This window comes from Entomomonas sp. E7T21 (assembly GCF_058693955.1).
On record NZ_CP191672.1, the window covers coordinates 512,678 to 525,525 of the forward strand.

At 36.9% G+C, this 12,848-nt stretch carries 15 protein-coding genes; 4 read left to right on the forward strand and 11 right to left on the reverse strand.

The genetic code is table 11. The features are described from left to right. Positions 1-3: 3 nt before the first annotated feature. The 11 genes from hfq to ACQVD9_RS02585 all read right to left on the reverse strand — a co-directional run bounded on the left by hfq (position 4) and on the right by ACQVD9_RS02585 (position 8,957). The gene (gene hfq, locus ACQVD9_RS02535) at positions 4-261 is read right to left on the reverse strand and encodes an RNA chaperone Hfq (protein WP_264747311.1); all 258 of its coding nucleotides are present in this window, start codon (positions 259-261) and stop codon (positions 4-6) included. A 50-nt stretch (positions 262-311) separates the two neighbouring features. Next, positions 312-1,274 (reverse strand): tRNA (adenosine(37)-N6)-dimethylallyltransferase MiaA, encoded by a 963-nt coding sequence (gene miaA / locus ACQVD9_RS02540; RefSeq protein WP_264747312.1) that lies wholly within the window; start codon positions 1,272-1,274, stop codon positions 312-314. Further along, positions 1,274-3,133 (reverse strand): DNA mismatch repair endonuclease MutL, encoded by a 1,860-nt coding sequence (gene mutL / locus ACQVD9_RS02545; RefSeq protein ID WP_264747313.1) that lies wholly within the window; start codon positions 3,131-3,133, stop codon positions 1,274-1,276. The genes miaA and mutL overlap by 1 nt, the downstream gene beginning before the upstream one ends. Positions 3,134-3,143: 10 nt before the next feature. Further along, positions 3,144-4,532, reverse strand: a complete 1,389-nt coding sequence (locus tag ACQVD9_RS02550; protein ID WP_264747314.1) for an N-acetylmuramoyl-L-alanine amidase — start codon at positions 4,530-4,532, stop codon at positions 3,144-3,146. A gap of 144 nt (positions 4,533-4,676) precedes the next feature. Continuing rightward, the gene (gene tsaE / locus ACQVD9_RS02555) at positions 4,677-5,144 is read right to left on the reverse strand and encodes a tRNA (adenosine(37)-N6)-threonylcarbamoyltransferase complex ATPase subunit type 1 TsaE (RefSeq protein ID WP_413774176.1); all 468 of its coding nucleotides are present in this window, start codon (positions 5,142-5,144) and stop codon (positions 4,677-4,679) included. Continuing rightward, a complete protein-coding gene (locus ACQVD9_RS02560) occupies positions 5,129-5,971 on the reverse strand; it encodes an NAD(P)H-hydrate dehydratase (protein WP_264747316.1) in 843 nt (280 codons plus the stop codon). The genes tsaE and ACQVD9_RS02560 overlap by 16 nt, the downstream gene beginning before the upstream one ends. A gap of 3 nt (positions 5,972-5,974) precedes the next feature. Beyond that, positions 5,975-6,523 (reverse strand): oligoribonuclease, encoded by a 549-nt coding sequence (gene orn, locus ACQVD9_RS02565; protein ID WP_264747317.1) that lies wholly within the window; start codon positions 6,521-6,523, stop codon positions 5,975-5,977. 154 nt (positions 6,524-6,677) lie between these two features. Further along, on the reverse strand, positions 6,678-7,163 hold the full coding sequence (locus ACQVD9_RS02570) for a hypothetical protein (RefSeq protein ID WP_264747318.1): 486 nt from the start codon (positions 7,161-7,163) through the stop codon (positions 6,678-6,680). Further along, positions 7,160-7,432: a hypothetical protein gene (locus ACQVD9_RS02575; RefSeq protein WP_264747319.1), complete on the reverse strand. Its 273-nt coding sequence runs from the start codon at positions 7,430-7,432 to the stop codon at positions 7,160-7,162. The genes ACQVD9_RS02570 and ACQVD9_RS02575 overlap by 4 nt, the downstream gene beginning before the upstream one ends. Continuing rightward, positions 7,429-8,277 (reverse strand): hypothetical protein, encoded by an 849-nt coding sequence (locus tag ACQVD9_RS02580; protein ID WP_264747320.1) that lies wholly within the window; start codon positions 8,275-8,277, stop codon positions 7,429-7,431. Before ACQVD9_RS02580 ends, ACQVD9_RS02575 begins: the two co-directional genes overlap by 4 nt. Beyond that, positions 8,277-8,957 (reverse strand): hypothetical protein, encoded by a 681-nt coding sequence (locus ACQVD9_RS02585; protein WP_264747321.1) that lies wholly within the window; start codon positions 8,955-8,957, stop codon positions 8,277-8,279. Before ACQVD9_RS02585 ends, ACQVD9_RS02580 begins: the two co-directional genes overlap by 1 nt. Before the next feature lie 164 nt (positions 8,958-9,121). Between ACQVD9_RS02585 and rsgA the strand changes: the two genes are divergently transcribed. The 4 genes from rsgA (at position 9,122) to adk (ending at position 12,840) form a co-directional block, all read left to right on the forward strand. Next, positions 9,122-10,138, forward strand: a complete 1,017-nt coding sequence (gene rsgA, locus ACQVD9_RS02590; protein ID WP_264747322.1) for a small ribosomal subunit biogenesis GTPase RsgA — start codon at positions 9,122-9,124, stop codon at positions 10,136-10,138. 49 nt (positions 10,139-10,187) lie between these two features. Beyond that, complete coding sequence (locus ACQVD9_RS02595; RefSeq protein WP_264747323.1) at positions 10,188-11,057, forward strand: thioredoxin family protein; 870 nt, start codon at positions 10,188-10,190, stop codon at positions 11,055-11,057. 216 nt (positions 11,058-11,273) lie between these two features. After that, on the forward strand, positions 11,274-11,978 hold the full coding sequence (locus tag ACQVD9_RS02600) for an OmpW/AlkL family protein (RefSeq protein WP_264747324.1): 705 nt from the start codon (positions 11,274-11,276) through the stop codon (positions 11,976-11,978). A 214-nt stretch (positions 11,979-12,192) separates the two neighbouring features. Then, positions 12,193-12,840: an adenylate kinase gene (gene adk / locus ACQVD9_RS02605; protein WP_264747325.1), complete on the forward strand. Its 648-nt coding sequence runs from the start codon at positions 12,193-12,195 to the stop codon at positions 12,838-12,840. Positions 12,841-12,848 lie beyond the last annotated feature (8 nt).

Sequence of the window (12,848 nt, forward strand, 5' to 3'; positions counted from 1 at the left end):
CCATTAAAAGCTAGTTGGTTCTTCTGTAATATCCATCTCTTCACCTGTAGGCATACGTACTGGACGACTAGGCACAACAGTAGAAATAGCGTGTTTATAAACCATCTGGCTAACAGTGTTTTTAAGTAAAATAACAAATTGATCAAATGATTCAATTTGGCCTTGTAGTTTAATACCGTTCACTAAGTAAATAGATACAGGTACTCGTTCCTTACGTAGAACGTTTAAGTAAGGGTCTTGTAGTGAATGCCCTTTTGACATGGGGATAACTCCTTAAAATAATATTTTTAAATTATAATTAACAACTAACACTAAGATAAGATAGATGTCGCATGTAGATAGTTCAATAGCCTTGGTAAATTTTCTGTAGCTAAACTATCTAACCAATTTACATTCTGCCAACCTCGCAACCAAGTAAACTGTCTTTTTGCAAGTTGACGTGTGGCTATAATGCCACGTTCTTGCATATTTTCAAAGTCCAATTTACCTGACAAATAGTCCCATACTTGCCTATAACCTACAGCACGCATAGAGGGTAGGTCTGCATGCAAATCTGATCTATTTCTTAAATTAGCCACTTCATCAATAAACCCTTGCTTTAACATCTCCTTAAAACGTAACTCAATACGTTGATGGAGAATATAACGCTGTTCGGGGGCTATCGCAAATTGCACTATAGTATAGGGTAGAGCATGGTTATACTGATTTTTTGTTTCATTTTGTTGTTGATAATGTTCAGAAAGGGTTTTACCTGTTATCAAAAATACCTCTAATGCTCGGATGATACGTTGAGGATCATTAGGGTGAATTCGAGTTGCTGATAAGGGATCAATTTTTTGTAACTCTTCATGTAATACATTGCTTCCTTCCAATTTTATTCGATTTTCCAAACTTGTTCGAAGTTCAGGTTCAGCCGAAGGTAATGTGGCAAGTCCTTCTAATAATGCTTTGTAATAGAGCATAGTGCCACCTACTAATAAGGGAATTCGCCCTTGCTTAGTTGATTGTTCCATTGCCTGTAAAGCATCTTTACTGAAATCAGCGGCTGAATAGGCTTCAGTAGGATCTAAGATATCAACAAGTTGGTGGGGATATTGGCTAAGTATTTGTTTAGATGGCTTAGCAGTACCTATATCCATTCCTTTATACACAAGGGCAGAGTCTACACTGATGATGTCACAGGGTAATTTGTCAGCCAGTTGTAGTGCTAAATCCGTTTTACCTGATGCAGTAGGGCCCATTAAAAAAATAGCTGGGGGTAACTTATTCGTCATTATTTACCCCTTAAAAATAGTTTATCTAAATCTTCCAATGCTAATTGTGTCCAAGTGGGACGACCATGGTTACATTGTCCACTCCGCTCTGTTTGTTCCATATCCCTTAATAGTGCATTCATTTCTGGAATTGTTAAGCGACGATTAGCTCTAACTGAACCATGGCAAGCCATAGTGGCTAGTAATTCATTGATATGGGCTTGAATTCGATCAGATGTACCATATTCTAGTAAATCAGCTAATACATCTCGCACGAGTTGATTGGCTTGTGCTTGTTTTAGTAACACAGGTGTTTGTCTAATGGCTAAGGTTTCTGGGCCCAGTCTTTGCAATTCAAAACCTAATTGACTAAACCACTGACCATGTGTTTCGGCACAGTCTGCTTCACGTTGACTCACAGCAATAGTTTCTGGAACAAGTAAAGGCTGTCCTCTTAAACCTTCTGTTTCCATGGCGATCTTAAGTCGTTCATAAGTGATACGTTCATGGGCTGCATGCATATCTACTAAAACTAAACCTTGCTCATTTTCGGCTAGGATATAGATACCTTTTAATTGGGCTAAGGCATAACCTAATGGCGGAGTATCTGGTGCATCTATGGGTGTGATGGCTACTTCATCTGCTAAAGGAGCATAATAAGCTTCATATTTACCTTTAACTTCATTAAGTGGAGGTAAATTACTTCTATTATAAGGAGGCGTGTAGTTTGCTGAAAAATTACGATTAGTTATTGTGGCAAAAGTAGATTGAATAGTACTGGCTAAACCCATTTCAGTTTGTCCCGCAAATTCGCCTGCTTCTCTACCAGTAACTATTGGCTGAGGAGTGGCAGGAGCACTCGCTAGTTGATTCTCTGGTCGAACTTCTGCTAATGCTCTATGTAATGAACTATAAAGGAAATCATGAACCAGTCGGCCATCTCTAAAACGAACTTCATGTTTAGTCGGGTGTACATTAACATCGACTAAAGCGGGATCAAGTTGCAGAAATAACACAAAAGTAGGGTGGCGGCCATTATAAAGAACATCACGGTAAGCTTGCCGTACAGCATGGGCTACTAATTTATCACGAACCATCCGACCATTCACATAGAAATATTGTAAGTCTGCTTGGCTACGAGAAAAAGTAGGTAAACCTACCCAACCATAAAGGTGTAAACCTTCTCTTTCTATAGCAATAGTTGTGGATTGATTTAAAAACTCACTACCACAAACAAGTGAGACTCTTCTTGCCCTTGCTACATCATCAAGCGCAGGATGTAGTGAAAATATGGTTTTACCATTATGGGTAAGATGAAAAGCGACTTCAAAATGAGCTAGCGATAAACGTCTAACTACTTCTTGAATATGATCAAATTCTGTTTTTTCAGTTTTTAAGAATTTACGGCGCGCAGGTGTATTAAAGAATAAATCTCTAACTTCTAAAGTAGTTCCTTTGGGGTGAGCCGCTGGCTGTATTTTGCTCTCCATTTGTTTCCCTTCAGTAGCAACTTGCCAAGCTTGTTGAGCCTCAGCAGTACGTGAAGTTAAAGTAAGCCTAGAAACGGAGCTAATGGAGGCTAATGCTTCACCACGAAAACCTAAACTACACACATGCTCTAAGTCTTCTAGGTCATTGATTTTACTAGTAGCATGGCGAGCTAAGGCAAGTGTAAGGTCATCATAAATGATGCCGCAACCATCATCACGAATACGTAATAGTTTAGTACCACCTTGCTCGATATCTATATCTATACGTTTAGCACCTGCATCTAAACTATTTTCTAATAACTCTTTAACTACAGAGGCAGGCCTTTCTACTACTTCTCCTGCTGCTATCTGGTTAGCGAGTAAAGGGCTAAGTAAATGAATTTGTGACATAGCAATTCCATTATTTTGCAGGGATTTTTAATGTTTGGCCAATCCGTATACTGTCATTAGTAAGGTTGTTAGCTTTTTTAAGGTCAGCTATTTTTACACCATATCTTATGGCAATAGCCCCTAATGTATCTCCTTTGGCTACTTTATGAGTAGATGAGGTAATTTGTCCGCCATGACGTAATTGATCTAAGTAAGTGCCTGGTGGAGGATTCTTTTGGAAATAAGCGACAACGCCTGTGCGAATAGATCTGGCCAGTGCTTGTTGGTGGCTTTTAGTCGCTAACTTTCTTGCCTCGTTTGGGTTTGAGATAAAGCCTGTTTCCACTAAAATAGAGGGAATATCTGGAGATTTTAGTACCACAAAGCCTGCTTGTTCTACTCTTTTCTTATGCAGAGCAGTTGTTTTCCCCATGCTGTTTAGCACTTTCTGACCTACATCTAGGCTAGATGACATGACAGCTGTCATAGATAGGTCTAATAACACACCTGCAAGTACTTGGTCTTTGCCATCTAAGCTTACGGAACCTGCGCCACCAATCAAGTCTGATCGGTTTTCAGTATCTGCTAACCAGCGAGCTGTTTCCGAAGTGGCACCACGGTCAGAAATGGCAAATACAGATGCACCATAAGCAGCAGCTTTAGGTGCGGCATCGGCATGAATTGAGATAAATAAATCAGCTCCCATTTTTCTTGCAATTTGTGGGCGCTGTCTTAAAGGGATAAAGTAATCTGTTTTACGAGTGAGTTCAGCTTTAAAGCCATTTTGTTGATTAAGTTCTCTTTGTAACTCTTTGGCAATTTGTAGCACTAAGTCTTTTTCTTTTCTACCACCAGAACCTATTGCGCCAGGATCTTCTCCACCATGACCGGGGTCGATAGCAATAATAATATCGCGACTTCTTGTGACAGTCGGAGAGGGGGCAGTTGTAGTAACAGTGGTTGTGGTAGTCGTGGCAGGTTCAGTCTTTGGGGGAGGAGTGGGTGTAGAAGTTGTTGATACATTATCAAATAAATCAACCACTAAACGGTTTCCATAAGGTTCGTTAGGGGGTAATGTAAAGACTTTAGGGGTTACTTTAGTTGAAAGATCGAAAACAAGCCTAATATCTTTACTGCCTTGGGCAGAGCTGCGGATACTAGTGATAGGGGTATCTTTAAGATTTAAATCATCCAAAGAGGTTGTCAAAGCTATATTACTAATATCAATAATTATTCGCTCAGGGCCACTCAGTGTGAACATGTTATGTTTAACAGGTCCTGATAAGTCAAATACAATACGTGTATTATCTGGGGCGCGCCATAGGCGAACTCCCTTGATTGTCGTTTCCGCAAATGCATTAAAAGTAATAAGTAGTAGTAAAACACCTATTGTATTTGCAAACAGCCTTTTTATTGCCATTAAGAGTCTCTATATTTTTAAAGCAATGGTTATTTATATAGATCCATTTGGTTGCTTATTTATCACTAAAATTAGTACAGTATCGCACAAAGTACCACATTATTAAATAATGGAGTATGGGTAGATTTGTTTACAGAATATAACTTAACTTAGCGTATTTAAAGTATTGCACCAAAGCCTAGCTCTTTCACTATAAGGAGTCAGTGTAAGTTTTCGTTGCTTAGGTAAATGCTCAATAGCTATTTGTAGGTCAGGAGGAGGAAGCACACCTTGTCCTTGTTCAGGCCATTCGATTAAACATAAAGAGTTATCTGTAAAGTAGTCTCTAATACCCATAAACTCTAGTTCTTCAGGGTCTGCAAGACGATAGAGATCAAAGTGGTAAGCCATGCCTGTGGCCAATTGATAGGGTTCTACAAGAGTAAACGTTGGACTTTTGACAGTACCTTGATGACCTAAAGCTTGTAAAAAACTTCTTGAGAAAGTAGTTTTACCTGCTCCTAGATCGCCTTTTAGATAAAACACACCTACCCCTTGACTGAGTTTTGCCAGTTGGGCAGCTATCTGTAACATGGTAGATTCATCAACTGTAAAAATTATAGGCATGGGCAATGTTCTTCTAATAATTGGCGTATAATGGGAAATAAATCACTTGCTAATAAACCCCTGCCTTGTTTTCCTAATTGCTCCCCAGCTCTGGCATGTAACCATACAGCAAGTTGTGTTGCTTCTGTTGCTGATAGTTGCTGAGCAAGTAAAGCGCCAATTAAACCAGCTAAAATATCACCTAGGCCTGCGCCAGCCATTGCAGGGTGTCCATGTTTACACAGAGTAAGACTATTATCTAAGCCGGCAATAATGGTTCCTCTGCCTTTTAAAACAACAGTACATTGATAATGTTGTCTAATTTCAACAGCAGCTTGCAGTTTATCTTGTTGAATAGTTTTGATATCACAGCCTAATAATCTAGCCGCCTCCCCTAAATGGGGGGTAATAATACTATCTTTAGGTAAGTTGACTTTTCTTTGTGCTAATAGATTTAATGCATCTGCATCCCAAACTTGTGGTTTATTAATCGTAGCGGCTAATGATAGTAAGCTATGACTCCATGCACTTTGTCCTAAGCCCATGCCCACTACTAGTCCGGTAGCTTTAGTTGTTAATGGATACAGTTGATTGGCAGAATGAATGCCTAAACACATTATTTCAGGTCTGCGTGCCAGAACAGCAGAAATATGTTCTGGGCGTGTAGCCATAGAAACCATACCTGCCCCAGCACGTAATGCCATCTCTGCTGATAACAGTGGGGCGCCACCTGTACCATGATCTCCACCTATGATTAAAAGATGACCAAATTGTCCTTTGTGGGCATCTAAAGGACGAGGAGGTAGTTTAGGTACTGTAGCTTTATCAAGTATGATAGGTTTAAGTGTAGTCATAGCTTATTCAGGCAATTGAATAAAGTGTTGGCGATAATATTTTAGCTCTGCTAAAGAGTCTTTAATATCATCCATAGCTAAGTGAGTATTCTTCTTTTTAAAGCCATTCATAATTTCTGGTGCCCAGCGTTTAGCAAGTTCTTTCAGTGTGGAAACATCTAAGTTTCGATAATGAAAGTAAGATTCCACTTTTGGCATAAGTCGATAGAGGAAGCGACGATCTTGGCAAATGCTATTACCACAAATAGGGGAGCAATTAGCAGGAACCCATTGTTTAAAAAACTCTAATGTGAGAGCTTCAGCTTCAGCAGTGGTTATTTGACTATCCTTAACTCGTTGAGTTAAACCCGAACGACCATGTTGAGTAGTATTCCACTCATCCATGGCATCTAGTAACTCATTTGGCTGATGAATGGCAATAACAGGACCCTCTGCTAATACATTAAGCTGGCTATCAGTAATTAAAGAGGCTATTTCAATGATCACATCTTTATCAGGGTTTAGCCCTGTCATTTCAAGATCAATCCAAATAAGATTGTTTGGGTCTTGCATATAAAAATCCCCTTACTGATAGCTCAAACAAAAAGAGCTTTAAATAAAAACACTAATCTAGTTGATATTCTGCAATGACTAGCGTTTTTTTGCAAAAAATATCTATAAGAATATATTTTTAGTTTGAAAGTAGGGAGATATTTATAAAATTTATTTATTCTTTTTTAAATGTAATAGCCGCCAATATACTATTTTCGCTTAATATAATATTTGCCTTATTATTTCTAAATAAACGACCTGATTTAAAAGGAAGTAAACTTTTTTCGTTAATAGTCGCCTCACCTTTTAACACCACAAAAATAGTTTCTTCTAAGTCATTCTGATATAAGTTAGAAGGTGTTTCTGTGATTATATTAATGTTCATTGTTCTTTCTAAAAGAGAATTAAAAGCAACCCATTCAGACTTTTGCTTAACTTGATAGTGAATTTTATTACCTACGAACGCTGTTAAATCAGTTAATTTTCCCTCTTCTAATAAAAGAGTTTGTTGACCATTTGAAACACTACCACTGCCTAATAGAGGAAAAATATAATGGTTAATTTCGCCAATATTTTTATTAGGGTTAGTAAATGTATCATTTTTTACGCCGTCTCCAATGCAAAGAATACATCCCCTAATAGTTATTTGCTGGTCTTTCATAATAAAATCTCATCTTGAATAGTTTGTTGGCTTAATTCTTGATCAGTTTTATCAATTAAAAATTGTAAACCTTTTGGTATTTCAATTGGCTCAGGTTGTTTAGGTCGCATTTTTTCTATTAACTCAATAATTTTATTTTGAGAGAGGTTAGAGTTTTCTAATATTTGATTGGGTATTCTGTGGTTTAAACGGATATATCCCCAGTCAATTACCATTGTTTTATTGACAGGATCAACCTTAACAACAACAAAATTAGTTGAATTACTCATCGAATTTCACCTTTAATATTTTCTTCATTAATATTTAATACAGTAACTTCAAAATTATTTTTATTGATGGCTAGACCAGCAGCACCGCCTGCATAAAGTTTCTCTATTTGCTTTGATGTTCCACTAGTAAGTTTGCTAGTCATACCAGCTTCTCCTAAATCTCCACCTGCACCTGCATCATATCTTGTATTTGCACCACCGCTAGCACTATACCCTGCATAACCACCTATGCCTCCAGTACTTTCATTCCCTGGCGAGGGGTTATTACCGTAGTAGGATGTTCCACCAGGTCTACTATGATTTTCCCCATGATTACCATGTATTGATCCGGCACCACCACCTCCTCCAGATTTATAAATATTATTACTGTAGGCAGCATAAAAACCACCACCGCCACCGCCACCTGCATATAAATAACCATTCCTATTATTAATCTCACATGGATACTCTAGGAAGATTGCGTCTCCGCCAGGCTCCCCGTCTGTTTGACTATTACCAGCGTCGCCACCATAACCTCTAATATAAGAGTTATTAATAATAGTTAGTTTAGATTTTTTAGGAAAAATACCTGTTTTTAATGCAGGCTCGCCATAATTAGCAGTTATTTCAGCATTATTAATAAAAATATAATTTCCTGTTTTAGTAGGACTACCCATTAATTCAAAAATATTAACACTGGTTTGAGGATTATCATTAATAAAAATAATGGCATTTTGCCAAACGCTTTGCCAAATACCTGATTGTTTTGCATAACATTGCTTAATGTTTTTCCATTGATTATTTTGATAACTATAAATATTTTTAATAGGAAGCCATTGGTTATTTTTTTTAACTAAAATACTCATTACTCATCCTCTAACTGTAACCAAATCTCTCCATCAGAACCCATAGAGCTATTTGGCTCATCTACTGAAATAGTGATCTTAGGGATTGCTTGTGAAATGGTTTTTAAAGCAGAGCCTACAGTTCTATTAGAGTAATTAAGATTTTCGTTATAGCCTAACATTCCTGCACCTTTTAATGGGCTATTAGGGTCTGCTAAGTCTTTGGCTAACTCTAAAGCACTGCCAGAGCTGCTACTAATAAGTAAGGGTTGTCCTTGACTATCAAATCCTAATAGCTTATTAGCTCTATTCTCTGCATAAGATAATGCTGGAATACCACTGGCATCTTCTACTCTAAGTGTTTTAGTGTTGTCTTGGCTAACGCCTTGTAAGGCTAGGTATAACCTATCGAAATCCTTATTAAGGGTATTGGCTAATAAATCACCATTTTCTTGGTAATCAGTATCACGTAATAGTGCAATTTTACGCTGTAAAAGTAGTTTACCTTTTGGTGCAATTGTAAAAATAATTTCACTAACGGGATTACCAATACCTTTTAATTTATAGCCAGCATTTATTAAATTTTTATCTAAATAGACGGCCAGATCATTATCATTAAGTAATAAAAAAGGTATGGAAAAGTTAGTAGCAATACCATCAGCTTGATATTCTATATAGTTAGTGGGTGTTGTTACTGTCATAATGCCCTCAGTTATGTAGTAAAAAATTGAAAGCAATATTGCAGCTATGTATTGTTTGGTTTCCTAACTGATTGCAAACCTATAATTAATTTATGAGTTTAAGAAATTTATTATAGAATTAGTTTTTTTAGGTAATGGAGTATTGCAAATGAGATTTAATAATTATGGCTAAGCGCCAACTGAATCGCCGCCAACGCTGGCGCATTGATAAAATTCAAGAAGAGCGTAATAGTCGCGCTAATCAACGCGAGTCAAAGTTACAAGAAGAATTAGCAGGTGGTGATTTTGGTGAAGAGCAGCTAGGGTTAGTTACAGCACATTTTGGTATACAAGCTGAAGTAGAGAGTAGTCAGGGAGAACGTTATCGTTGTTATTTAAGAGCCAATTTACCTGCTCTAGTAACAGGTGATAAAGTGGTATGGCGAGCAGGTAATCAACAAAATGGTATTATTACAGCTGTGCAGCCAAGAGTTTCTGAGCTTTCTCGAACAGATAGTTCAGGGCGCTTAAAAGCTATTGCAGCTAATGTTGATCTATTAGTTATTGTTTTTGCTCCTTTGCCCACACCCTATGCTAACTTATTAGATCGCTATTTAATTGCTGCTGAATATGCAGGGATTAAGCCTTTATTATTATTCAATAAATTGGATTTAGTAAATGAGCAAAATCGAGAAGAATTAGAAGAACTACTTAATATTTATCAAAATTTAAATTATCAAATTTTGCAAGTATCTAAAAGCATTCCAGAAACTGTGCAACAGTTACAAACTGCTTTAAATAATCATATGAGTGTTTTTGTAGGCCAGTCAGGTGTTGGTAAATCGTCGCTTATTAATACATTACTGCCAGAGGCTGGGTTGCGAATAGGAGCGCTATCAGAATTAACCAATAAGGGAGCGCATACAACAACAACAGCAAAACTATTTCATTTGCCTATGGGGGGCAATTTAATTGACTCCCCTGGTATTAGAGATTTTGCTTTAACTCATATTAATAAAGATATTGTTGAGCAGGGCTTTATAGAGTTTAAACCTTTTTTAGGGCGCTGTAAGTTTCGTAATTGTAAACATCAACAAGAGCCAGGGTGTGCATTATTAAAAGCGATTGATGAAGGAAAGATCAATCCTAAACGGATGAATAGTTATCGGCATATTTTAGAAAGTTTAACACTTGATAGTTGATAACATGTAATCAAAATAGAATTAAATAGAGTTTTAAGAGATATAAAGTATGAATGAGCAAATAACCGTTATAGATATTACTTTAGATAATTTTAATCAAATAGTTATTGAGGGTTCTTTTAATAAACCAGTGCTTATTGATTTTTGGGCTACTTGGTGTGAGCATTGTAAAACACTAACCCCATTACTTGAACAGATAGTGGCTTCTTATGGTGGGCAGTTAATATTAGCTAAAGTTGATTGTGATCAGCAACAACAAATAGTAGCTCAGTTTGGTGTGCGTAGTTTACCCACCGTTGTGCTTTTTAAAGAGGGACAAGCTATTGATGGATTCTCTGGAAGTACTACTGAGGCTAATATTCGTAAAATGCTTGAAAAATATGTCGAAGCACCAGCAACCCCAGAGGGTGACTTATTGGAGCAAGCTAAAACACTCTATGATCAAGGAGATAAAATACAAGCAGAAGCTTTATTAAAAGAGTTATTAGCACAGAATAATAACAATATGCTTGCTTTGATCCTTTATGCTCGCTGTTTAGCGGAGCGTGGTGAGTTAACTGAAGCAGAAACAATTTTAAATGCTGTAATTGATGATGACTATAAACAAGAATTAGTCGCTGCTAAAGCACAACTAGCCTTTCTAAAACAAGCTGTTGATTTGCCCAGTGTTGAAGAGTTACAAGCAACAGTACAAGAACAGCCTAGTAGTGATGAGTTATGTTATCAACTAGCTATTGCTCAGTTGGCACAACAGCAATATGAGCAGGCTATGGAAGGATTATTGACATTATTTAAACGTAATAGAACGTATCAAGAAGATTTGCCTAGAAAAACACTTATTCAACTATTTGACCTATTAGGAAATGATAATCTATTAGTAATAAATTATCGCAAAAAACTGTATCAGGCATTGTATTAATGATTAATTTTAAAATTTGTATATTTCTTGCTTACGATCAACAGAAAAGGGGCTTTTATTAGTTAAGCTGTCTAAAAGATGAACAAACATTTTGTAATAAATGCATTGTCTGTAAAACTATAATAGCATTGCGGCAACTAGAAATTCATCCCTGATAATGAGGGTTTGTCAGGAAATAATTCAATACTTAACTTAATTATAGAAACTGGAGTACCTATGAAAAAGTCCATTCTTGCTACATCCGTACTTGCTATTGCTTTAGCAACTCCTATGGTTCAAGCTCACAAAGCTGGTGATATTATTATACGTGCAGGCGCTGTAACTGTTGATCCACACGAAAGTTCTAGCAGTATCAAAGGTGATCGTGGAGCTGCAGCAGGTGCTAACTTAGGTGGCAAGGCTACCTTAGATAGTGATACCCAGTTAGGTCTAAACTTTGCTTATATGATTACTGATCATATTGGCGTTGAGTTATTAGGTGCTACACCTTTTACTCATAATGTTCGTGTAAAAGGGACATCTGTAGAGCCAGCAAATGGAAAATTAGGTAAAGTTTCTCATTTACCACCAACTTTAAGCTTAGTTTATTATCCCGCTGATCCTTCTCAAGCATTCCAACCATATATGGGTGTAGGTCTTAACTATACTTGGTTCTACAGTGAGAAATTAAGTAATTCTGCTAAAAATGGTGGTGCACAATTCCAAAACTTCCGTGTTAAAGATACATGGGGTTGGGCTGCGCAAATCGGTGCTGATTATATGATCACTGATAATTTAATGCTAAATGCTCAAGTTCGTTATATTAATATTGATACACGTGCAACAGTATATTCTCAAGCACTTCAAACACGTGTTAAAGTTGATTTAGATGTTAACCCATGGGTTTACATGGTTGGTATTGGTTATAAGTTTAGCCTATAATCTGCTAAGATTTAATAAAAAGGCACCTTTTAGGTGCCTTTTTTATTGTCATTTTCTTATTCAATAGTTGACTTAATTTAGTTATTTTATGTATTGTTGTATCTCTTAATGAATATAACAAACGTCAATACAAGCTATTTATACTATTTGTAGAAGCTTGCAAAGAATAGCCTGTCCTTGTATTGTTTCTTTTTGGGTTTTAATGGAGCAAATTATGCGAATCATTCTGCTAGGTGCGCCTGGTGCTGGTAAAGGTACTCAAGCACGTTTTATTACTGAGAAGTTTAATATCCCACAAATTTCTACAGGTGATATGTTACGCGCTGCAGTACGCGCTGGTACTCCTTTAGGTTTACAAGCAAAAGAAATTATGGAGCAAGGTAAGCTAGTTTCTGATGAGCTTATTATTAACTTGGTTAAAGAGCGTATTGCAGAGCCAGATGCTAAGAACGGTTTTTTATTTGATGGTTTTCCAAGAACTATACCTCAAGCTGAAGCATTATGTGATGCAGGCATTGATATTGACTATGTGGTTGAAATTGCGGTTAATGATGAAGAAGTAATAGAGCGTATTTCTGGTCGTCGTGTACATGAGTCATCAGGTAGGGTTTATCATATTAAACATAATCCACCTAAAGTTGAAGGTAAAGACGATGTGACGGGTGAATCACTAGTTCAACGTAAAGATGATATTGAAGAAACAGTGCGTAAACGTTTGACAGAATATCATCATTCTACAGAGCCATTAGTTAGTTTCTATCAGAATCTTGCTCAAAAAAATGGTAACCCAAAATATACGCGTATTATGGGTGTTGGTAGTGTTGATGAAATTACTCAGCAAGTGTTACAAGCATTAAGTTAATATCAATA

What these genes read in the sequence shown, in the direction of transcription:
- hfq (WP_264747311.1), bottom strand. Translation starts at nt 261, where the DNA reads ATGTCAAAAGGGCATTCACTACAAGACCCTTACTTAAACGTTCTACGT.
- miaA (WP_264747312.1), bottom strand. Translation starts at nt 1,274, where the DNA reads ATGACGAATAAGTTACCCCCAGCTATTTTTTTAATGGGCCCTACTGCA.
- mutL (WP_264747313.1), bottom strand. Translation starts at nt 3,133, where the DNA reads ATGTCACAAATTCATTTACTTAGCCCTTTACTCGCTAACCAGATAGCA.
- ACQVD9_RS02550 (WP_264747314.1), bottom strand. Translation starts at nt 4,532, where the DNA reads ATGGCAATAAAAAGGCTGTTTGCAAATACAATAGGTGTTTTACTACTA.
- ACQVD9_RS02560 (WP_264747316.1), bottom strand. Translation starts at nt 5,971, where the DNA reads ATGACTACACTTAAACCTATCATACTTGATAAAGCTACAGTACCTAAA.
- orn (WP_264747317.1), bottom strand. Translation starts at nt 6,523, where the DNA reads ATGCAAGACCCAAACAATCTTATTTGGATTGATCTTGAAATGACAGGG.
- ACQVD9_RS02570 (WP_264747318.1), bottom strand. Translation starts at nt 7,163, where the DNA reads ATGAAAGACCAGCAAATAACTATTAGGGGATGTATTCTTTGCATTGGA.
- ACQVD9_RS02575 (WP_264747319.1), bottom strand. Translation starts at nt 7,432, where the DNA reads ATGAGTAATTCAACTAATTTTGTTGTTGTTAAGGTTGATCCTGTCAAT.
- ACQVD9_RS02580 (WP_264747320.1), bottom strand. Translation starts at nt 8,277, where the DNA reads ATGAGTATTTTAGTTAAAAAAAATAACCAATGGCTTCCTATTAAAAAT.
- ACQVD9_RS02585 (WP_264747321.1), bottom strand. Translation starts at nt 8,957, where the DNA reads ATGACAGTAACAACACCCACTAACTATATAGAATATCAAGCTGATGGT.
- rsgA (WP_264747322.1), top strand. Translation starts at nt 9,122, where the DNA reads ATGGCTAAGCGCCAACTGAATCGCCGCCAACGCTGGCGCATTGATAAA.
- ACQVD9_RS02595 (WP_264747323.1), top strand. Translation starts at nt 10,188, where the DNA reads ATGAATGAGCAAATAACCGTTATAGATATTACTTTAGATAATTTTAAT.
- ACQVD9_RS02600 (WP_264747324.1), top strand. Translation starts at nt 11,274, where the DNA reads ATGAAAAAGTCCATTCTTGCTACATCCGTACTTGCTATTGCTTTAGCA.
- adk (WP_264747325.1), top strand. Translation starts at nt 12,193, where the DNA reads ATGCGAATCATTCTGCTAGGTGCGCCTGGTGCTGGTAAAGGTACTCAA.